Consider the following 19,529-nt stretch of genomic DNA (forward strand, 5'->3'; position numbering starts at 1 on the left):
CTGCCCCCCGGAGTCCTCTCCAAGGAGCATATTCGAGAGGAACGGTTTAAGAAGTGCTAATCCGCAGCGACTTGGCCTCAACGCAACCGTATTGCGCCCCTTGCGGTTTGCCCTGCCGGAAGGCTATCGCAGGCCGTCCGAGAAAACTGGAAGCCCCATGCCCGCCAAGATCGCCCTCACCGGTCTCGCCCGAGACCTCGCCGCCCGCGCCGATGAAGGCAAGACCATTCGCGTCGGCGTCATTGGTTCAGGTGAGATGGGCACCGACCTCGTCACCCAGATGAGCCTGATGCAGGGCATCGAGATGGCCGCCATCGCCACCCGCCGCCCGCACACCGCGCTTGACGCCATGACCATTGCCTATGGCGACGATTCGCGGGGGCGGGAGGCCGAAACGCCGGCCCAGGCGCTGGCCGCCATCGAGGCAGGAAAGATCGCCATCACCTCGGCCGAAACGCTGGTCACGACGCCCAATATCGACGTGGTGATCGATGCCACCGGCAAGCCGGGCGTGGCCGCCGACTACGATCTCATGGCCATGGAACACGGCAAGCATCTGGTGATGATGAATGTCGAGGCCGACGTCACCATCGGCCCCTACTTGAAGGCCCAGGCCGACCGGCTTGGCGTCGTCTATTCCGTCGGTGCGGGCGACGAGCCGTCCTCCTGCATGGAACTGATCGAGTTCGTTTCCGCACTCGGGCTCGACATCGTTGCCGCCGGCAAGGGCAAGAACAATCCTCTAAAACACGATGCCGTCCCGGACGACTATCGGGAAGAAGCGACGCGCCGCAACATGAACCCGCGCATGCTGGTCGAGTTCGTCGATGGCTCGAAAACCGCCGTCGAGATGACCGCCATCGCCAACGCCACCGGCCTCGTCCCCGACGTGCCGGGCATGCATGGCCCTGCCGCCAATCGCGACGATATGGCCAAGGTGCTCATTCCGAAGGCCGACGGCGGCATCCTCAACACTTCCGGCGTGGTGGATTTCACCATCGGCAAGGGTGTGGCCCCGGGCGTCTTCGTCATCGTCAAGGCCGAGCATCCGCGCATCATCGAGCGGATGGACGACCTGCACATCGGCCACGGCCCCTACTACGGCTTTTTCCGCCCCTATCACCTGACGAGCCTCGAAGTGCCGCTGACCTGCGCGCGCATCATGCTGACGGGCAAGCCGGACATGGTGCCCCTGCCCCGCCCCGTGGCGGAGGTGTGTGCCGTCGCCAAGCGCGACCTCAAGCCCGGCGACAGCCTCGATGCCATCGGGGAGACCTGCTATCGCTCTTATGCCATGACGGTCACCGATGCCCGCGCCGCCGGCGCGGTGCCGGTGGGCCTGCTTGAAGGGGGCACCGTCACCGCCCCCGTCCCCAAGGGGGCGCTGCTGACCCAAGCCAATTGCCAGCCCGACACCACCACCCGCCTCTTCGCCCTGCGCCAGGAACAGGACCGCATGCTGGGCGACGCCTGAAAAAGATAAGCCTGGTCCGACCCCGAGAATACCCGTCCTGCGCCCCCTCGCCCCTCAGGGGAGGGGGCCGGGGTGAGGGGTGAAAGCCCCTCCGCCTCGCTCCCGCCAATAAAAAGCGCGAGCGAGACACCATTCCATACGATCGTCGGGCCGCCCTCAGCTCCCGCGGATCGCGATCTTGCCCTTGCGGCCCGGCTCGCCGCTGGCGCGGGCGGCCTCGGCAACCTCGTCGATACCATAGGCCTTCTCGATAGGCAGCTTCAGTGTCCCCGCCGCGGCATCGCGCACCAGCTCGCCCAGGAGTTCGCCGATGCGCTCCGGCTTGACCGGCGGCCTGGCGCCCCAGAACCCCTTGACCGTGATCCCGCGGAACAACAGGTCGCCAGCCGAGAGTTTCAGGGGTCGCCCGGTCATGGCGCCGAAGCTGACCAACTGCGCCCCATCGGCCAGAATGGACGCGAGCTGGCTGGCGCCGTCCCCGCCCAGCGACTCGATCCCGCGAACGATCGGCGCGCCCCCGGTCAGCGCCCGCACCTTCTCCTGCCAGCCCTCGCCCTCTGTTGCGACCACCGATGAAAAGCCCAGCGCGGCCATCTCGTCCACCGCCTCGGCGCGCCGGACCAGTCCAAGCACCTTGATCCCCTTCTCGGCCCCATACTGGCTGACCAGTTTGCCCACCGCCCCGTTGGCGGCGTTGAGCGCGATCCAGTCGCCTGCCGTCACCTCGAGCGTGTCGAGGAGCATCTTGGCGCTGAGCGGCATCGACACCAGCTGGCACGCGGTCTCGTCATCGACGCTGTCCGGGACAGGCACGACCCGCGCCGCATCGGCGAGGTAGAACTCGGCCCAGGTCTCCTGCGCCCCGCCGGCCACCCGCTGGCCGACCGCAAGCGATTCGACGCCCTCGCCCAGCGCCTCGACCACCCCGACCGCTTCCGTGCCGGGCACTGCCGGCAAGCTCGGTTTCAGGCCATATTGGCCGGCGATGGTCATGAGGTCATGGTTGTGCACCGGAGAGAGCCGCATCCGCACCAAAGCCTGGCCCGGACCGGGGATGGGCCGATCCCGCTCGGTTGCCCTCAGGACGTTTTCGGGCGCTCCGAAGCTCTCGTAGACTGCGCTCTTCATGCTTGTCTCCTCTACATGTCCGAAGCTGGAAGATAGGCGTGGGGACGCACCAGACAAGGCGAGGCAGCGCGCCGAGCCCTCTCGCCCTAGGGTCGCTCTGGTTGTCCGCCAACCCGCTGCACGGCCCGGGTGCCATTGGCGATACCCCGTTCGAGGCAGGTTTCCGGCGCTTCCCCGGCCAGCAGGGCGGCCACGAAACCGGCGGCGAAGGCGTCGCCCGCCCCAGTGGTATCCACCGCACGCACCACGGGCGCGGCTTGGCCCAGGGTCACGCCATCCCGGCCCCCGAGGGTGGCGCCGAAGCGACCGCGCTTGATGATGACGTGCTCAAATTGCGCCCCAAGCCGCCGCACCTGCTCATCGAGGTCGGCCACCCCCGTCAGGAACTCCGCTTCCGCATCGTTGGCGAACAGCCAATCGAGGGGGCCAACCCAATCGAGAAAGTTTTGTGGTCCGACTTCTGCAAGAAAGCCGGTGGACGCCGGGTCCACGGCGATCGCCACGCCGCGCGACCGCGCCGCCCGCATCAGCCCCTGCACGGCCGCGCGCGGCACCGGCGCAAACAGGCTGTAGCCCGAGACCAGCAGGAGCTCCACCCCATCGAGCAGCGTGGCCGGCAGGTCGGCGGTACAGAGGTTGAGGTTGGCGCCCCTGTCGGTGAGAAAACTCCGCTCGCCCAAAGGATCGAGCAGGGTCACGAGGACCCCCGACCCCAGCGTGGCATCGGCAGCAAGGCACGGCTCCACGCCCCATTGCCTGAAACGATCACGATAAAGCGCTAAGTCAGCCGCCCCGACACGCGCCGCAAAGCGCACCGGCACGCCCGCCGCAGCCAGCCACACCGCCTGATTGGCGCCCGAACCGCCCGGGCGCTGCACAATGGCGGCACGCCGATCCGACCCCGGCACGATCGGCCCTTCGGACGCCACGATGATGTCGGTCATCACATCGCCAATGACGAGGACCGTGCCGCTCATGCCAGCCGGACGGGCGCCTGGTTCTTGAGGGCGGCGAGCGCCACGGCGATGTCCGCGGCCACGCGGGCATTGTTGAGCACCAGCGCGATATTCGACTGCAGCGACTTGCCCTCGGTTAATTCGAAAATGCGCTGCAGCAGGAACGGGGTCGTGGCCTTGCCCTTGATGCCCTCTGCCTGCGCATCATCCAGCGCCTCGGCAATGAAGTCTTCGATGACGGCCGCCTCCCAGGCGTCGGCCTCGGGGATGGGATTGGCAACCAACATGCCGCCCATGCCCAGATCGTTCTGGATGGCGATCAGCCGGGCAAGCTCTTCGGCGCTATCGATGCGGCGGTCTGCCTTGAAGCCGCTGGTGCGGGCCCAGAAGGCGGGAAAGTCGTCGGTGCCGTAGCCGATCACCGGCACGCCATTGGTTTCGAGCACTTCGAGTGTCTTGGCGATGTCGAGAATGGACTTGGCGCCGGCACAGACCACGGTCACCGGCGTCCGCCCCATTTCCTCGAGGTCAGCCGAGATGTCGAAGCTGTCCTCGGCGCCGCGATGCACGCCGCCAATACCGCCCGTGGCGAAGAGCCGGATGCCGGCCAGCGCGGCGATCTGCATGGTGGTGGCAACGGTGGTGCCGGCCATTTCTCCGCTCGCCAAAAGGGCGGCCACGTCGCGCCGGCTCGCCTTGGCCGCCTTGTGGCCTTCCAGCGCCAGCCTCTCCAGGTCCTCCCCCGACACGCCCACGCAAAGCCGGCCGTCCATGATGGCGATGGTGGCCGGCACAGCGCCGGCGCTGCGCACCACCGCCTCCACCTGCCGCGCCATTTCGAGGTTTTGCGGGTAGGGCATGCCATGGGTGATAATGGTGCTCTCGAGCGCCACGACGGCCTTGCCGCTCCCCAACGCCGTCTTCACCTCGCCCGAAACCGATAGATAGGCTTTCGCACTCATGGGGGAGCTCTCCCGCTTGGTCGGTCGCGGCCGGCGGAAAGGCCGCTTCAGCGTCCGCTTGTGCGCTGCGACAACAGGGTGGTCAAGTCCCCCAAAATCTCTGTTTCACCGCCTTGTCGGGCCACCGATTTGGCGATAATTTGCCCGCCATTGACGAGGGAAAGGGCACTTCGCTGACACGGTCCATTGTTGATGGCGCAGTCTTCGCGCCTCGATACGCGCCCGGCTCCGGGCCCATCGCAGCGACTGCCCCGGGCGCCATCTGGCAGCCCCTGACGGCATATCTTCCAGTATCACACTTTCCCATTCCGGGTTCTCGCCCATGAGGGCCCGGGGCTGAGCCGCGGCATTGGCTCCCCACCGCGCTTTGCGCACCACCGGCCGTCCCCGCGACGCCACCCGCCGTCCCCACGAGGAGACTTCCCGAAAATGAACAAGACGCTTGCCCTTGCCTTCGGCGCGCTCGCCATCGCCAGCCCCGCCCTCGCCCAGGAAGAACCGGTCCTTAACGTCTATAACTGGTCCGACTACATCGCCGAGGATACCATCGCCAATTTCGAGGCGGAGACCGGCATCAAGGTCAATTACGACGTCTACGACAACAACGAGATCGTCGACGCGAAGCTCCTCGCCGGTTCCTCGGGCTACGACATCGTGGTCCCCTCGGGCAATTTCCTCGAGCGCCAGATCAAGGCGGGCCTGATCCACGAGCTCGACAAGTCCAAACTTCCGAACCTCAAGAACATGGACCCTGCCGTCATGAAGACGGCCGAAAGCCAGGATCCGGGCAATGCGCACGGCGTCCCCTACATGATCAACACCATTGGCCTTGGCTACAACGTCGCCAAGGTCAAGGAAGCGCTGGGCGCCGACGCCCCCATCGACAGCTGGGATCTGCTGTTCAAGCCCGAAGTGGTGGAGAAGCTCGCCGGGTGCGGGGTCACCGTGCTCGATAGCCCCTCCGAAGTCATGGGCATCGCGCTGCACTATCTCGGCCTCGACCCCAATTCGGAAAGCGAGGAAGATCTCGCCAAGGCCGAAGAGCTGATGAATTCCATCAAGCCCTATATCCGCTACTTCCACTCCTCCCAGTACATCGACGATCTGGGCAACGGCGAAGTGTGCCTGTCGCTGGGCTATTCGGGCGACATCTTCATCGCCTCCGACGCTGCCGCCGAGGCTGGTCAGGGGACGGAGGTCAACTACCTGATCCCCAAGGAAGGCGCCGCGACGCTCTTTGACTTCCTGGCCATCCCGATCGATGCGCCGCACCCGGACAATGCGCACAAGTTCATCAACTACATCATGGAGCCCGAGGTGGTCGCGGCGATCACCAATTACGTCTTCTATGCCAATCCGAACCTGCCGGCGCTGGAATTTGTCGACGACGAAGTCAAGAACAACCCGGGCATCTATCCGCCCGCCGAGACCATCGCCAAGGCCTTCGTGATGCAGGCGCACTCGCCTGACTACGAGGAAATCCTCACCCGCACCTGGACCCGGATCAAGACCGGCCAGTAATCGGGATTTGAGCCATCAGTCGATACCCTCCCCCTTGCGGGGAGGGATCAAGGGTGGGGTGGTGAGCCACGATAGTCGTGCTGTCGCCCCCTCCTGGCCTGCCCCGTCCAGGGGGAGGGACCGCGGTGAAAGCCGCGAAAAAGTGCCTTACCTGACTGTGTGTCGCCAAAGCGGCTAGGAAATAGAATGGCCAAGAAACCGCAGCTCGCGATCGACACCCGGCCCTGGCGTGATCCCGCCAACAACAAGCCTTTCGTGCGCATCCGCAACGTAACCAAGAAGTTCGGCGACGTGGCTGCCGTCAACGACGTGTCCCTCGACATCTACCGCTCCGAGCTCTTCTGCCTGCTTGGCGGCTCGGGCTCGGGCAAGTCGACGCTTTTGCGCATGCTGGCGGGCTTCGAGACGCCGACCTCGGGCACCATAGAGATCGACGGCCAGGACATGACCGACGTCGCGCCCTACAACCGGCCCGTGAACATGATGTTCCAGTCCTATGCGCTCTTCCCGCATATGACCGTCGAGCAGAACGTCGCCTATGGCCTCAAGCGCGATCACCTGCCCCGCGCCGAGATCGCCGCGCGCGTCAGCGAGCTGCTGACGCTGGTCAAGCTCCAGGATTACGGCAAGCGCAAGCCGCATCAGCTCTCGGGCGGCCAGCGCCAGCGCGTCGCCCTCGCCCGCGCCCTCGCTAAGCGTCCCAAGCTTCTCCTCCTCGACGAACCGCTGGGCGCGCTCGACAAGAAGCTGCGCGAGGAGACCCAGTTCGAGCTGGTAAAAATCCAGGAACAGCTCGGTGTCACCTTTATCGTCGTCACGCACGACCAGGAAGAGGCCATGACCCTTGCCACCCGCATCGGCGTCATGAACCAGGGCGAGATCGCCATGATCGGCGAGCCCGCCGACATCTACGAATTTCCCAATTCCCGCTTCGTCGCCGGCTTCATCGGCTCGGTGAACATGGTGGAAGGCATCGTCACCGAAGACGAGCCCGACCACATCCGCATCCGCTCGGGCGAACTGGGCTGCGACATCTATGTGGGCCACGGCGTCGATTGCGCGCCCGACCAGCTGCTCTGGTGGGCCATCCGCCCCGAAAAGATGCATCTGAGCCGTGAGCGCCCCGAGGTTGGCCACGATGCCAACGTGACCAGCGGCGTGGTCGAGGAAATCGCCTATCTGGGCGATATTTCGGTCTACCAGATCGCGCTCGACAGCGGCAAACGCATCCGCGTCAGCCAGACCAACGCCTCCCGCGGCAACCCCGACGCCATCACCTGGGAAGAGCGCGTCTTCGTCACCTGGGGCGACAGCTCCGGCTCGGTGCTGACGTCGTGATGGGCGCAAAAACCCCCTCACCGGCCTCCGCTCCGCTCCAGCCACCTCTCCCCGAGAGGGAGAGGAACAAGGCGCGCACCGGCCCATTCTTCTCCCCCTCGGGGAGAAGGTGGCGCGCAGCGCCGGATGAGGGGGACACTTTCTCTCCGATGGAGACCGGGGCATGACCACCGCGCACGACCCCACCATCCCGCCGCCGCGGCGCCTCAAGCCCTGGAACGTGTTCGAGCGGCGCCTGGCGCGGATGGGTATCACCGGGCGCATGCTGGTGCTGGCCGCGCCGGTGCTCTGGCTGCTGGTCTTCTTCCTCGTGCCCCTGGCCGTGGTGTTCGGCATTTCGCTCGCCACCAAGCAGTTCGGCCGCCCGCCCTATTCAGCCCTCCTCTCCACCGAGGAAGGCACGGTGCAACTGACGCTGCACCTCTCCAACTACATCCGCCTCTTCACCGACAATCTCTATGTCGCGGCCTATTTCTCCTCGATCCGCATCGCGCTGATCTCGACCATCATCACGCTCCTGATCGGCTACCCCATGGCCTATGCCATCGCGCGGGTCCCGGATCGCTGGCGCAACATCCTCCTGATGCTGGTGATCCTGCCGTTCTGGACTTCGTTCCTCTTGCGCGTCTATGCGCTGACCGGCTTCATGCGCGGCAATGGCGTCATCAACCAGTTCCTGGGCCTCTTCGGCATCCCGCCGCTGGTGATGATGCAGACCGATTTCGCCGTCTATGTCGGCATCGTCTACACCTACCTGCCCTTCATGATCCTGCCGCTCTATACCAACCTCGTCAAACTCGACGGCTCGCTGCTCGAGGCCTCGGCCGATCTCGGCGCGCGTCCCCTGCGCACCTTCCTCACCATCACCCTGCCGCTCTCGCTGCCCGGCATCGTCGCGGGATCCATGCTGGTCTTCATTCCCGCCATCGGCGAGTTCGTCATTCCCTCGCTGCTCGGTGGTCCGGAAACCCTGATGATCGGCCGCGTGCTCTGGGACGAATTCTTCACCAGCACCAACTGGCCCCGCGCCGCCGCCGTGGCCATCGCCATGCTGGTGGTCGTCGTGGTCCCGATCATGCTGTTGCAGCGCGCCCAGAACGCCGTGGTGGAGAAGTAGCATGCGCCGGGGCTGGTTCATTCCGATCGTTGCGGCGCTGGGCTTCTCGTTCCTCTACGCGCCGATCATTTCGCTCGTGGTCTTCTCCTTCAACGAAAACCGGCTGGTCACGGTCTGGTCCGGCTTCTCGCTCAAATGGTATGGCGAACTCTTCAGCGATCCGCAGATGCTCGGGGCCGCCTGGCTGAGCCTCCAGATCGCGGCGATCAGCGCCTCCATTGCCCTCGTGCTCGGCACGCTGGCCGCCATAGCGCTGGTGCGCTTCCGCCGCTTCCGCGGCCGCACGCTGTTTTCCGGCATGGTCTCGGCGCCGCTGGTGATGCCCGACGTCATCACCGGGCTCTCCCTGCTGCTGCTGTTCGTCGCCATGGAATCGGTGCTTGGCTGGCCGCAGGGTCGCGGCATGCTGACCATCGTCATCGCCCACTCCACCTTCTGCACCGCCTATGTGTGTGTCGTGGTGCAGTCGCGCCTCTCCGATTTCGACCGGAGTCTCGAGGAAGCGGCGATGGACCTGGGCGCGAGCCCGCTCAGGACCTTTTTCGACATCACCCTGCCCATCATCGCCCCCGCCCTGGTGTCCGGATGGCTCCTGGGCTTCACGCTGTCGCTCGATGACCTGGTGATCGCCAGCTTCGTTTCCGGCCCCGGCTCCTCGACCCTGCCGATGGTCATCTTTTCCAAGGTGCGCCTCGGCGTTTCGCCCGACGTCAATGCGCTCGCCACCATCATCATCGGCATCGTTTCGCTCGGCGTCCTCACCGCCACCATCATCCAGCTCCGCAACCGGCCACGCTCGTCACGGGCGTGACAGCGCCCGTCGCGGCGAGGTTCTAAATGCTCAGGCAGCCGTCTTCGGTGTTGAAGTCGGGATGGTAGATGATGAAGCTGTCGCCCAGATTGGCCTCCGCTTCTGCTTCGGCGCGCGGCAACCAATAGGAGGAGACGACACCGGCATAGGGATCGCCGGGAACCTCGCTGGTGATGAGGCACACGAACTGCATCTGGTCCGGCACGACGACCTGCACTTGCGCGGGGACGACAACCTGCACATCAGGCGGGATCACGCGTGTGGCGCGTTCCATTTTCTTGGCTTGACCCGGAGGCATGTGATGGCCTGGCTTGTGGTGGGCAAGGGCGGTCCCCGAGAGGACCGTCAAGGCGATCAGGCTTATCGTCACTCGTGTCAGCATGCGTGTCGTCCCAAGGCTTACGTTGCAGCGGCAAAACTGCTGGCGCCCAAACCTGTTCCCTCCAGCGTTCGGCCTTGGGTCGGTCGCGCATTTTTTCAAGGCTTTACAGGGCTAAAAATGTGTCGCAAGCTTCTGCCATGTTCAACCAATCGGAAGGAGGTGATCCAGTGTCTAAAGAGATTAAGGTTCTCGAGTGTGGCCTGGGGTTCAAGGTGATGGCAGGGAGTGATCTCGGCTAGCACCCCTCCACGGCCCTCGAGGCCGAATGCTCGGAAAGGGCCGTCCGCAAGGGCGGCCCTTTTTCATGGCACTGGGATAACTGCCTCTCGCGGTCACCCGCGCCGGGGTTGACCCCTAAGCCGCCCGGCACCCCGCGGGCCCTTGACGGCAGGCGCCAAGCCATTGATACCGCTGCCCGTAAAGTCCCCCGGGAGGTCCGAGCGTGTCTGCAGCCAATTTCGTCCTTACCCTCTCCTGCACGGATCGGCCCGGCATCGTCGCCGCCGTCACCACCGAGCTGGCGGCGCTCAAGGCCAACATCGCCGAATCCAACCAGTTCTGGGATCGCGAGACCGGTCGTTTCTTCATGCGCCTGGCCTTCACCGCGCCCGAGGGGGTGAGCCGCGAGGCGATCGAGAAGGCCCTCAAATCACCGATCGAGCGCTTCGACATGAAGACCGCGCTCAGCGACGAAAGCCGCAAGAAGCGCATCGTCATCCTGGTCTCCAAATTCGACCACACGCTCCTGCACCTGCTCTACCAGATCCGCGTCGGCTGGCTCGACGCCGAGGTCGCCGCCGTGATCTCGAACCACGAAGACACGCGCAAGATTGCCGAGGATGCCGGCGTGCCGTTCCACTACCTGCCGGTCACGAAGGAGACAAAGGCGGAGCAGGAGGCCCAAGTGCTCGACATCGTCAAGTCGACCGGCGCCGATCTCGTGGTGCTGGCGCGCTACATGCAGGTTCTGTCCGACAATCTCTCGACCCGTCTCTTCGGCCAGGTGATCAACATCCACCATTCCTTCCTGCCCAGCTTCAAGGGTGCCAAGCCCTATCACCAGGCGCACGAGCGAGGCGTCAAGATCATCGGCGCCACCGCCCACTACGTGACGCCCGACCTCGATGAAGGCCCGATCATCGAGCAGGAGACGGCCCGCGTCACCCATGCCATGAGCCCGGACGACCTTGTCGCCGCCGGCCGCGACATCGAATCACGTGTGCTGGCCCGGGCGGTCAAGCTGCACCTCGAAAACCGCGTCATGCTCAACGGCCGCAAGACGGTCGTATTCGGCTAGTAGGCGAAGCCTCCACCCGAGGAGAGCGCCATTCCCACCGATACCCCAACCCTAATCGGCCTCGGCGTTGCCGCCGTGGTCGTCGCCTGGCTGGTCTTTTCCGTCCTCAAGAAGGTGCTGGGGCTGATCGTGCTCGCCGCACTGGCGCTGGGCACCTTCGTCCTCTGGAACAACCCCGACCTGCGCGCCATGGCGCTCGGCCTCGTCGCGGGCGTCTTCGGCGGCGGCTAACTCAGGCCGAGACGATGTCGTCGATGGGCAAATCCTCGAGGTTGAGCGAGTCAGCCAGGCTGGTGCGATCGAGCACGGCCCGCGTCGCCAGCGTCACCCGCTCGAACACATGCCGGATTTCGCAACTGCCCTCGTCCTTGCAGTCCTCGCACTTGCGATAGGCAATTTTCGAGAGGCACGGCAGCGGCGCGATAGGCCCGTCGATCAGCCTGAGCACTTCGCCGTAGGTGATCTCCTCGGGCGCCTTGAGCAGTTCGTAGCCCCCCATGCGCCCGCGCCGGCTGGCCACGAGCCCGGCCCTCTTGAGCTCGAGCAGGATCTGCTCGAGGAACTTCTTGGGGATGGCCTGGTCCTTGGAGATCTCGCCGATCATGCGCGTTTGCCCGCGCCCCGCCCGCGCCAGCGACACAAGCGCCCGCAGAGCATATTTGGCCTTTTGCGAGATCATCCCTCTTGCCTTTCCCGCCTAACCCTTGGGCTCCGGTATCACCGGCGGCACCGCCTTGTCATCGCGGCCTTCCTTGTCAGCGGCAGCCTCCCCGGCGGTGTCCGCGCCGGTGTCGGAGCTTGGCGTTTCCTCGCTGCCCGCAGCAGCGGCCGCCCCAGCGCTTTCATCCGGAGAACTGGCCGTATCAGGCGGCATCTCGGCGGGGGCCGACGTTTCGGCCGGCGCAACGTCGGCCTCGCCTTCAGGCGTACCCGCGTCGAAGTTGCCGGGCGCCTGATCGGCCGCTGGCGGCGGACCGAGAATGATCACGTCCGGCGGAGCCGCAGCCGGAGACGCTTCGTCCTGTGGCGCCATATCCGGCGCGTCATCGTCCGCCTGCGCCGGCTGGTCACCGGAGGTCCCCTCGACCGGCTCGGTGTCGGCGGGTGGCATCTCGGGCGGGGAAGCGACAGGCTCCTCGATGGCGGCAGGGCTTTCGCCAACCGCAGGCGTGGCGGCGGCGGTTTCGGTCGCGACATCGGGTAGGCCGGATGCGTGGGCCGTCTCGCCCTCCGGCACCACCGCCGCGCTGACCTGCGTCCCCTCGATGGCCTCGATCACGGCCAGATCGGCCACCTCGGCCGCCGGCGCTGGGGATTCCGGCGCCTCGACAATGACGGCCTGGGGTGGCGCTGCGGGCTCGAGTTCCGCGCTCGCCAAGACCTCTGGGGCGTGAGCCACGGCGACCCCGGCACCCGCCTTGGCGAGAATATTGTCCGCCACCGGCAACCGGGTGTCCTCAGGCTCGACCGCGGTTTCCACGCCTGCCGCCCGCATGAAGGTCAGGATGCCCTTGCCGATTTCCCGCTCGCCGCGGATGACGGTGGTGGCGCCGCAACTGCGCAGGAAGCTGTCTTCCTCCTCCGAATAGGCGCGGGCGATGATGGATATTCCGCTATTGAGCTTGCGTCCGCTTTCGCACACGGAGCCGGCCTCGAAACCATTGGAGATCGCGACCAGCAGCGTCTGCGCCGCGCCCAGATTGGCGAGCTTCAGCACCTGTTCGCTGGCCGCATTGCCGAACACCACCTCGAACCCTTCGGCCCGCGCTGCGGCAACGTCGTGGTCGGAATCCTCGATCACGACCAGCCCGCCGCCATCGGCCTTGATCCCGGCGGCCACGATGCGCCCCACCTGGCCGTACCCGACCAGAACCGTGTGACCCGTCTGCGTGGAGGGCTCGGGCGTGTCGTCATCGGCGCCAGGACCGCCGCGGTCCAGCGCCGCTTCTCCCGGCGCATCGGTCGTCGCCGGACCGTTGGCGGCAAAGGAGGGTTCCATGGGCGCAGCGGCTTCACCCGCCGGTTCGCCCCGCCGCCGGGCCACCTTGGCCTCGAGGCGTGGCTTGACCGCATCCACCACGAAGAACGCCACCGGGTTGAGCACGATCGAGATTAGCGCGCCGGCCAGGATCAGGTCCTGCCCCTCGGACGGCATGACGGCAAGGCTCACGCCCATGCTGGCCAGGATGAACGAGAACTCACCGATCTGCGCCAGGCTCGCCGAAATGGTCAAAGCCGTGCTCACCGGGCGCCGGAACAGGAGGACGATGCCATAGGCCGCCACGGACTTGCCGATGACGATGATGAATACGGTCGCCAGCACCGGCAGCGGATCGGTGACGATGATGCTGGGATCGAACAGCATGCCCACCGACACGAAGAACAGCACCGAGAAGGCGTCGCGCAGCGGCAGCGTCTCCTGCGCCGCCCGGTGCGACAGCTCGCTTTCCGAAAGGATCATGCCGGCAAAGAAGGCCCCCAGCGCCAGCGAGACGCCGAAGAGGACGGCCGACCCCAACGCCACGCCGAGCGCGATGGCGAGAACGGCCAGGCGGAACAGTTCGCGGCTGCCGGTATGGGCCGTGGCGTGCAGCGCCCAGGGGATGAGGCGCCGCCCCACGACCAGCATGAAGCCGACAAACGCCGCCACCTTGATGAGGGTGAGGCCCAAAATCCCCCAGATGCCGATGTCCATGCCCGCCATGCGGGCGACGAAGGACACGAAGGGGTCGTGCACTCCCTCGGCGCCGCCATTGACGCTGGCGATGGCCGGCACCAGCACCAGCGCCAGCACCATGGCCAGGTCTTCCACGATCAGCCAGCCCACGGCGATGCGGCCGCGCTCGGTCTCGATGAGGCGCCGGTCCTGCAGCGCCTTGAGCAGCACCACGGTGGAGGCGACCGAGAGCGCGAGGCCGAAGAGAATGGCGCCGAACAGGTCCCAGCCCAGAAGGATGCCGAGGCCCATGCCCAGAATGGTGGCAAAGCCGATCTGCGCCACGGCCCCCGGAATGGCGAGCGCGCGCACGCTCATCAGGTCCTTGAGCGAAAAATGCAGCCCCACCCCGAACATCAGGAGGATCACGCCGAGTTCGGCCAGTTCCTTGCCCAGTTCGACATCGGCCACGAAGCCGGGAGAGTAGGGGCCAACGAGAATGCCGGCGAAGAGATATCCGACCAGCGGCGGCATGCGGAAGCGATTGGCCACCATGCCGAAGATATAGGCCAGCACCAGACCCGCGACGATCGTTGTGATCAGGGGGGTATCATGGTGCATGGGCGCCTCGAAAATGTGCTGATTGGGCTATCGGGAAGAAACAATGCGGCATCGAACGGCGCCGCGCAAGCGGACCAAGACCTTTGCGTCTCAACACTTTGGCCCAAGACGCCGCCAATGCCTATAGACGAGGTCAAGTATGTCTGAACTTGGGCGCAGGCGAAGAAACGTCAGCTCACGATGGTGATTTTTTCCGCCGCGCGCGTGATGCCCGTATAGAGCCAGCGGGCGCGCTCCTCGCGGAAGACGAAGCTTTCGTCGAACAGGTAGACGCTGTCCCACTGGCTGCCCTGCGCCTTGTGGACGGTGAGGCAGTAGCCGAAGGTGAATTCATCGAACTGGCGCCGCTCGGGCCAGCTCATCGTGTCCTCCTCGCCCGAGAAGAACGCCTTGTGGGTCAAGACGCGCGTTTCGCCCTTGCCCTCGTCATCGGCCAGCAGCAGCGAGTACTTCCCGTTCGAGCGCCGGGTCACGTCCGTAACGATCCAGATCTGCCCGTTGAGCAGGCGCTTGCGCGGGTTGTTGCGCAGGCACACCATGCGGTCGCCCACGACCGGCTCATGGAACGGCAAGCCTTTGAGCTCGCGCAACCTGTCATTGTAGGTGAGGCGTGTCTTGTTGCGCCCGACCAGCACTTGGTCGGCCTCCAGCACCGCGTCGCGATCGACCTCGCCGCGCCCCACCACCACGCTGTCGCCATAGCGGCCATGCTCGAGAAAGCCGCCCTCGCGCACCGCCATGGAGAGCTGGATGATGGGGTTATCCGCCGCCTGGCGATGGATTTCGGTGAGCATGATGTCGGGCTCTTCATTGATGAAGAACCCCGCGCCCTGAACGGGCGGCAGCTGGAACGGGTCGCCCAGCACCAGCACCTTGGTGCCGAAGCTGAGAAGATCGGCGCCCAGTTGCTCGTCGACCATCGACACCTCGTCGATGACGATGAGGTCTGCGTCGGCGGCCGGGCTTTCCGGATCGAGCACGAAGCGCGGCTCGCCTTCCTTTTCGCTCACCAGCGTATAGATGAGGCTGTGGATGGTCTGCGCGCCCTTGCAGCCGCGCTTGCGCATCACCAGCGCCGCCTTGCCAGTGAAGGCGGCGTATTTCACCGAGCGCATGTCCTGCGCCAAGTGCACAGCCAGTGTCGACTTGCCGGTGCCCGCCCAGCCGAACAGGCGGAACACCTGCGGCCCGTTCTTGTCCTTGAGCCATTTGCTGACGGCGACCAGCGCCGCGTCCTGCTGGCTGGACCAGACTGGCGGCATCAGACGATGCTCGTGCGGACGCGACCAACGCCCTCGATGACGCCCTCCAGCACATCTCCACGCACCACGGCCCCGACCCCGGCCGGCGTGCCGGTCATGATGATGTCGCCGGCGCGCAGCGTCACGAAGCCGCTGAGGCAAGCGATGGTTTCGGCAACGCTCCAGATCTGGTCGGCAAGATCGCCGCGTTGCCGCTCGACGCCATTGACCGTGAGCGTGATCGCGCCGCGGTCGGGATGGCCGATGCTGCTGGCGGGTTCAATGGTGCCGATGGGGGCGGACTGATCGAAGCCCTTGGCCATCTCCCACGGCCGGCCCGCCTTCTTGGCCGCCGCCTGGAGGTCGCGCCGGGTCATGTCGAGCCCGGCGGCATAGCCATAGACGTGATCGAGCGCGTTTGCCTCTGCGATATCCGAGCCGTCCTTGCCGATGGCGACCACGAGCTCGATCTCGTGGTGCAGATCCGTCGTCTGCGGCGGATAGGGAATGGCGGCGCCACCCACCACGACCGCGTCCGCTGGCTTGCTGAAGAAGAAGGGCGGGTCGCGCGTGTCGTTGCCCATCTCGACGATGTGCTCCGCATAGTTGCGGCCCACGCAGTAGACGCGCCGCACGGCAAACAAGCCGCCGCGGGCGATGGGGATCGAGACCGGTGCATGCGGCTCGAACAGGAAATCAGCCACGCTTGAACTCCTCGGCATAGGGCGCGATCAGGCCCAAATCGATGGCGCCCAGCCGATCCTGCGCGGTGAAGGACTGGTGCCAATAGGGGTAGAGGAGCGGCGGCCGGCTGATGGCGTCGAGCCGCGCCCGCTCGTCTTCGGAAAGGGTGAGGCCAGCCGCCGCGATATTGTCCGCAAACTGCTTTTCGTTGCGGCCGCCGATGATGACGGAGGTGACACCAGGCCGGCCGAGCAACCAGCTTAGAGCCACCTGGGCCCCGGAGACGCCACGCGCTTCGCCGATGGCCACGACTTCTTCGATGATGTCGTAAAGCTTTTCCTGATCGTAGACCGGTGGCTCGCGGAACCCGCCGACATGCCGCCCGCTTTCGGGGCCGCCATTGCGCCGGTACTTGCCCGAAAGCAGCCCGCCCGCCAGCGGCGACCAGATCAGCATGCCCAGTCCCTGGTCCTGCGAGATCGGCACCAGTTCGTATTCGGCGTCGCGCGATTGCAGCGAATAGTGGATCTGCTGGGACACGAACCGTTCGCCATTGCGCGCTCCGGCCGCCATCAGGGCCTTCATGATGTGCCAGCCTGAATAGTTCGAGCAGCCGATGTAGCGCACGTGGCCGTGGCGCACGAGCGTATCGAGGGCCTCCATGGTTTCCTCGATCGGCGTCTGCCCATCCCACTCATGCACCTGGTAGAGGTCGATGTGATCGGTCTTGAGCCGTTTCAGGCTCGCCTTGCACTGCTCGATGATATGGTGGCGCGACAGGCCGATCTCGTTGGGCCCCTCGCCCATCTTGAAGCGCACCTTGGTGGCCACCAGCGCGCGCTGCCGCCGTCCGTTGCGGCTGAGGACGTCGCCCAGGATTTCTTCCGAGACGCCGGCATTGTAGACGTTCGCCGTGTCGTAGAGATTGATGCCGGCCGCAAGGCACATGTCCACCTGCCGCTCCGCCTTGGCGGGGCTGGTGTTGCCGATCTTCTCGCTGCCGCCAAAGGTCATGGTGCCCATGGTCAGGACCGAGACTTTGAGGCCCGACCGGCCGAGCAGACGATACTCCATGGCACATTCCTCCTTTGTTCCGCTGTCCAAAGCGCTAAAGGGTTCGCTTTGCCCGGTCAATGGCGCCACCAAAGCCCCTCGCAGAATCATACGCTCTGCGCCAGATTGCCGGTCCGGTTTGGGGGAGAGAATCGATGCGCATGAGAGTTTTGCTGGCCGTCCTGGCTGTGTTGGCCACGCCCGCCCTGGCCCAGGACACCGGACGCTATGCCGGCGACTGGCAGGTGACGACCGGGGACGGCGGCACGGGCATGTGCCGCATCAACCTCGCGACAAATAGCGGCACGTTTGGCCTCTGGGCCACGAGCCTTGGCTGCCTTGGCCCGATGGCCATGGTCAACGGCTGGCGCAGCGAAGCCGGCAACCTTCACCTGCTCGGGTTCGACGGCGGCACGGTGGCGACCTTCTCGCCCGACGGACGGGTCCTCGATGGCCGCTTCGCCGATGGCGCACCTGCGGTCCTGGCGCCGCTGTCGGGCCAGAACGTTGCCTCGAATAATCCACCGGCAGCGCAGAATTGCATCCGTCACCCGGCCAGCGGCTACTGCGCCGATGCGGCTGACATTGCCGTCCCCACCGCGTTTCCGCTCTGGGTCCGCGGGGCCCATGCCCTCACCATCCGTGCGCAGCCGCGCATGGACAGCCAGAAGCTGGGCGAAACATCGGCGGGGCAGTGCTTCATGATCGATGCCTGCCAGGCGACGCCGGAGGGCATTCGCTGCCACATCGCGCCGGGCCAAAATGACCTGCCGTCGGGCTACGTGCTCAAGCACTTCAACCAGGACGGCACGACCTTCATCGGCTTCCAGAACTTCTGCTGAGCCGCTTGGCTTGCATGGCCCGAGGGGGCATAGTCCGCCTTCGGGACTGCGGGGAGACAACCATGCTCTATGCGATATTGTGCTATAATGATGAACAGGCCGTCGCCAATTGGACGCGTGAGGAAGACGACGCGTGCATGATGCGGCTGGCCACGGTGCAGGCCGGCATGGACCAGAAGGGCAAGCTCGGCCCTGTCGTCCGGCTCTGGAACACCGACGAGGCCAAGACGCTGCGCAAGACATCGGGTGATCCCGTTATCCTTGATGGTCCGTTCGCCGAAACCAAGGAACAGTTCCTCGGCTTTTACGTCGCCGATTGCGCGACGATGGACGAGGCGCTCGATTTCGCCAAGGAACTCGCCATCGCCAATCCCGGCCAGGGCTCCTACGAAATCCGACCGCTGCGCTACTTCGGGAACAACACGCTCAAAGGCAAAGCCGAGGTCGCCGTTCGCTGACCCCGGCTCCGATCCTGTCCAGAACGTAGGCGCTCAGCGGGTGCTAGGCACGCCGTAGATCTTCTCGATGTCGTCCAGCATCAGATTGGCCGCGATCACGCCACCGGCCGTGTTCCAGATCGCGTCGGAAACCGGATAGACCTTGCCCGCCTTGACCACGTCGAGGTTCTGCCACAGCGGGTCTCCCGTCCAGTCCCTGGCCTGCGTGTCGCCGGCGCCATCGCCGGTCTCATAGGTGAAGTAGACAAGGCGATCCCCCTCGAACTCGGGGATGCGCTCCTTGGTGATTTCCTCGGCGAAATCCGCCTTGTCCTGGCTTGCCGGCCGCGCAAAGCCGATTTCATCGAGGATCAGGCCCGAAAAGCTGTCCTTGAAGTAGATGCGGGTCTGCGCCGCCATGAAGCGCGCCACGGAAATCTTTTCGTTGACCGCATCGCCCAGTTCATCGCGCAGCTTGGCGACGCGGGCATCGAACCTGGCCAGTTCCGCCTTGCCTTCCTCGCCCTTGCCGACGGCGTCGGTATAGAGCGCCATGTTGACTTTCCAGTCGCCGCGCAGGCGCTCGGAGAGCACGGTCGGCGCAATGGCCGAGAGCTGCTCGTAGATCTTTTCGTGCCGCATCTTGTTGCCCAGGATCAGGTCGGGTTGCAGCGACACCAGCACTTCCAGATTGACGGCCGATTCCTCGCCCACCACCGTCACGTCGCTCATCTGGTCGGCGATATGATCGTACCAAGGGTCACCCAGCCAGGATTTCACGGCACCGACCGGCGTGACGTCGACGGCGAGCAGGGCCTCGGTGCCCTCATTGGTCAGCACCACGACACGCTGCGGATTGTCCGGGACCTCGAGCGTGCCCATGGCATCGGTGATCTCCCGCGCGACGCCGGGCGTCGCCATCGCGGTGAGGAGGGCAAGGGGGGCGAGAAGGGTGCGCAGCCTGGTCATTGTCCGTCCATTCAATCTTGACAAGCAGTGTCCGAAATTG

18 protein-coding genes and 1 pseudogene are annotated in these 19,529 nt (G+C 65.5%); 9 read left to right on the top strand and 10 right to left on the bottom strand.

Features of this window, described 5'->3' with window-relative positions; translation table 11 throughout:
- Positions 1 to 157: 157 nt before the first annotated feature.
- Positions 158 to 1,474 (top strand): NAD(P)H-dependent oxidoreductase, encoded by a 1,317-nt coding sequence (locus IC608_RS16780; RefSeq protein ID WP_191777901.1) that lies wholly within the window; start codon positions 158 to 160, stop codon positions 1,472 to 1,474.
- 156 nt (positions 1,475 to 1,630) lie between these two features.
- Here the strand turns inward: IC608_RS16780 and IC608_RS16785 are convergent, their stop codons facing one another.
- The 3 genes from IC608_RS16785 to IC608_RS16795 form a co-directional block, all read right to left on the bottom strand.
- Positions 1,631 to 2,602 carry a zinc-binding dehydrogenase gene (locus IC608_RS16785; RefSeq protein ID WP_191777903.1) on the bottom strand — a complete coding sequence of 324 codons (972 nt, stop codon included), beginning with the start codon at positions 2,600 to 2,602 and terminating at the stop codon, positions 1,631 to 1,633.
- A gap of 86 nt (positions 2,603 to 2,688) precedes the next feature.
- The gene (locus IC608_RS16790) at positions 2,689 to 3,579 is read right to left on the bottom strand and encodes a carbohydrate kinase family protein (protein WP_191777904.1); all 891 of its coding nucleotides are present in this window, start codon (positions 3,577 to 3,579) and stop codon (positions 2,689 to 2,691) included.
- Positions 3,576 to 4,520, bottom strand: a complete 945-nt coding sequence (locus IC608_RS16795) for a pseudouridine-5'-phosphate glycosidase (RefSeq protein WP_191777906.1) — start codon at positions 4,518 to 4,520, stop codon at positions 3,576 to 3,578. The genes IC608_RS16790 and IC608_RS16795 overlap by 4 nt, the downstream gene beginning before the upstream one ends.
- Before the next feature lie 429 nt (positions 4,521 to 4,949).
- On the opposite strand from IC608_RS16795, the gene IC608_RS16800 reads away from it, so the two are divergent.
- The 4 genes from IC608_RS16800 to IC608_RS16815 all read left to right on the top strand — a co-directional run bounded on the left by IC608_RS16800 (position 4,950) and on the right by IC608_RS16815 (position 9,307).
- A complete protein-coding gene (locus IC608_RS16800) occupies positions 4,950 to 6,041 on the top strand; it encodes a polyamine ABC transporter substrate-binding protein (protein ID WP_191777908.1) in 1,092 nt (363 codons plus the stop codon).
- Between the two features lie 186 nt (positions 6,042 to 6,227).
- Positions 6,228 to 7,379 (top strand): ABC transporter ATP-binding protein, encoded by a 1,152-nt coding sequence (locus tag IC608_RS16805; protein WP_191777909.1) that lies wholly within the window; start codon positions 6,228 to 6,230, stop codon positions 7,377 to 7,379.
- 163 nt (positions 7,380 to 7,542) lie between these two features.
- A complete protein-coding gene (locus tag IC608_RS16810) occupies positions 7,543 to 8,496 on the top strand; it encodes an ABC transporter permease subunit (protein WP_191777910.1) in 954 nt (317 codons plus the stop codon).
- A gap of 1 nt (position 8,497) precedes the next feature.
- Entirely contained in the window at positions 8,498 to 9,307 is an 810-nt protein-coding gene (locus IC608_RS16815; RefSeq protein ID WP_191777911.1) for an ABC transporter permease subunit, read from the top strand.
- Positions 9,308 to 9,329: 22 nt separating this feature from the next.
- Here IC608_RS16815 and IC608_RS16820 read toward each other — a convergent pair whose 3' ends face one another.
- Positions 9,330 to 9,689, bottom strand: coding sequence for a hypothetical protein (locus IC608_RS16820; protein WP_191777912.1), 360 nt, complete (start codon positions 9,687 to 9,689; stop codon positions 9,330 to 9,332).
- Between the two features lie 442 nt (positions 9,690 to 10,131).
- Between IC608_RS16820 and purU the strand changes: the two genes are divergently transcribed.
- A complete protein-coding gene (purU, locus tag IC608_RS16825) occupies positions 10,132 to 10,986 on the top strand; it encodes a formyltetrahydrofolate deformylase (RefSeq protein WP_191777913.1) in 855 nt (284 codons plus the stop codon).
- A gap of 75 nt (positions 10,987 to 11,061) precedes the next feature.
- The gene (locus IC608_RS16830; RefSeq protein WP_191777914.1) at positions 11,062 to 11,217 is read left to right on the top strand and encodes a hypothetical protein; all 156 of its coding nucleotides are present in this window, start codon (positions 11,062 to 11,064) and stop codon (positions 11,215 to 11,217) included.
- A 1-nt stretch (position 11,218) separates the two neighbouring features.
- Here IC608_RS16830 and IC608_RS16835 read toward each other — a convergent pair whose 3' ends face one another.
- From IC608_RS16835 to IC608_RS16855, 5 genes and pseudogenes are all read right to left on the bottom strand, one after another.
- Entirely contained in the window at positions 11,219 to 11,665 is a 447-nt protein-coding gene (locus IC608_RS16835) for an RrF2 family transcriptional regulator (protein WP_191777915.1), read from the bottom strand.
- A gap of 753 nt (positions 11,666 to 12,418) precedes the next feature.
- A pseudogene (locus IC608_RS16840) lies at positions 12,419 to 14,263 on the bottom strand (cation:proton antiporter domain-containing protein); the annotation flags it as partial.
- 170 nt (positions 14,264 to 14,433) lie between these two features.
- A complete protein-coding gene (locus IC608_RS16845; RefSeq protein WP_191777917.1) occupies positions 14,434 to 15,525 on the bottom strand; it encodes an ATP-dependent DNA helicase in 1,092 nt (363 codons plus the stop codon).
- Positions 15,525 to 16,226: a fumarylacetoacetate hydrolase family protein gene (locus IC608_RS16850; RefSeq protein ID WP_191777918.1), complete on the bottom strand. Its 702-nt coding sequence runs from the start codon at positions 16,224 to 16,226 to the stop codon at positions 15,525 to 15,527. The genes IC608_RS16845 and IC608_RS16850 overlap by 1 nt, the downstream gene beginning before the upstream one ends.
- Entirely contained in the window at positions 16,201 to 17,262 is a 1,062-nt protein-coding gene (locus IC608_RS16855; RefSeq protein WP_191777919.1) for an aldo/keto reductase, read from the bottom strand. Before IC608_RS16855 ends, IC608_RS16850 begins: the two co-directional genes overlap by 26 nt.
- A gap of 134 nt (positions 17,263 to 17,396) precedes the next feature.
- On the opposite strand from IC608_RS16855, the gene IC608_RS16860 reads away from it, so the two are divergent.
- Together IC608_RS16860 and IC608_RS16865 are read left to right on the top strand one after the other, a co-directional pair.
- Complete coding sequence (locus tag IC608_RS16860) at positions 17,397 to 18,083, top strand: AprI/Inh family metalloprotease inhibitor (RefSeq protein WP_191777920.1); 687 nt, start codon at positions 17,397 to 17,399, stop codon at positions 18,081 to 18,083.
- Positions 18,084 to 18,145: 62 nt separating this feature from the next.
- Positions 18,146 to 18,541 carry a YciI family protein gene (locus tag IC608_RS16865; protein ID WP_191777921.1) on the top strand — a complete coding sequence of 132 codons (396 nt, stop codon included), beginning with the start codon at positions 18,146 to 18,148 and terminating at the stop codon, positions 18,539 to 18,541.
- A 33-nt stretch (positions 18,542 to 18,574) separates the two neighbouring features.
- On the opposite strand, the gene IC608_RS16870 is transcribed toward IC608_RS16865, so the two are convergent.
- The gene (locus IC608_RS16870; RefSeq protein ID WP_191777923.1) at positions 18,575 to 19,489 is read right to left on the bottom strand and encodes an ABC transporter substrate-binding protein; all 915 of its coding nucleotides are present in this window, start codon (positions 19,487 to 19,489) and stop codon (positions 18,575 to 18,577) included.
- Between the last annotated feature and the right edge of the window lie 40 nt (positions 19,490 to 19,529).

The organism is Devosia oryzisoli (genome assembly GCF_014837245.1).
In the GTDB taxonomy this organism is placed as follows: domain Bacteria; phylum Pseudomonadota; class Alphaproteobacteria; order Rhizobiales; family Devosiaceae; genus Devosia; species Devosia oryzisoli.

What these genes read in the sequence shown, in the direction of transcription:
- IC608_RS16780 (WP_191777901.1), top strand. Translation starts at nt 158, where the DNA reads ATGCCCGCCAAGATCGCCCTCACCGGTCTCGCCCGAGACCTCGCCGCC.
- IC608_RS16785 (WP_191777903.1), bottom strand. Translation starts at nt 2,602, where the DNA reads ATGAAGAGCGCAGTCTACGAGAGCTTCGGAGCGCCCGAAAACGTCCTG.
- IC608_RS16790 (WP_191777904.1), bottom strand. Translation starts at nt 3,579, where the DNA reads ATGAGCGGCACGGTCCTCGTCATTGGCGATGTGATGACCGACATCATC.
- IC608_RS16795 (WP_191777906.1), bottom strand. Translation starts at nt 4,520, where the DNA reads ATGAGTGCGAAAGCCTATCTATCGGTTTCGGGCGAGGTGAAGACGGCG.
- IC608_RS16800 (WP_191777908.1), top strand. Translation starts at nt 4,950, where the DNA reads ATGAACAAGACGCTTGCCCTTGCCTTCGGCGCGCTCGCCATCGCCAGC.
- IC608_RS16805 (WP_191777909.1), top strand. Translation starts at nt 6,228, where the DNA reads ATGGCCAAGAAACCGCAGCTCGCGATCGACACCCGGCCCTGGCGTGAT.
- IC608_RS16810 (WP_191777910.1), top strand. Translation starts at nt 7,543, where the DNA reads ATGACCACCGCGCACGACCCCACCATCCCGCCGCCGCGGCGCCTCAAG.
- IC608_RS16815 (WP_191777911.1), top strand. Translation starts at nt 8,498, where the DNA reads ATGCGCCGGGGCTGGTTCATTCCGATCGTTGCGGCGCTGGGCTTCTCG.
- IC608_RS16820 (WP_191777912.1), bottom strand. Translation starts at nt 9,689, where the DNA reads ATGCTGACACGAGTGACGATAAGCCTGATCGCCTTGACGGTCCTCTCG.
- IC608_RS16835 (WP_191777915.1), bottom strand. Translation starts at nt 11,665, where the DNA reads ATGATCTCGCAAAAGGCCAAATATGCTCTGCGGGCGCTTGTGTCGCTG.
- IC608_RS16845 (WP_191777917.1), bottom strand. Translation starts at nt 15,525, where the DNA reads ATGCCGCCAGTCTGGTCCAGCCAGCAGGACGCGGCGCTGGTCGCCGTC.
- IC608_RS16850 (WP_191777918.1), bottom strand. Translation starts at nt 16,226, where the DNA reads ATGCCGAGGAGTTCAAGCGTGGCTGATTTCCTGTTCGAGCCGCATGCA.
- IC608_RS16855 (WP_191777919.1), bottom strand. Translation starts at nt 17,262, where the DNA reads ATGGAGTATCGTCTGCTCGGCCGGTCGGGCCTCAAAGTCTCGGTCCTG.
- IC608_RS16860 (WP_191777920.1), top strand. Translation starts at nt 17,397, where the DNA reads ATGCGCATGAGAGTTTTGCTGGCCGTCCTGGCTGTGTTGGCCACGCCC.
- IC608_RS16865 (WP_191777921.1), top strand. Translation starts at nt 18,146, where the DNA reads ATGCTCTATGCGATATTGTGCTATAATGATGAACAGGCCGTCGCCAAT.
- IC608_RS16870 (WP_191777923.1), bottom strand. Translation starts at nt 19,489, where the DNA reads ATGACCAGGCTGCGCACCCTTCTCGCCCCCCTTGCCCTCCTCACCGCG.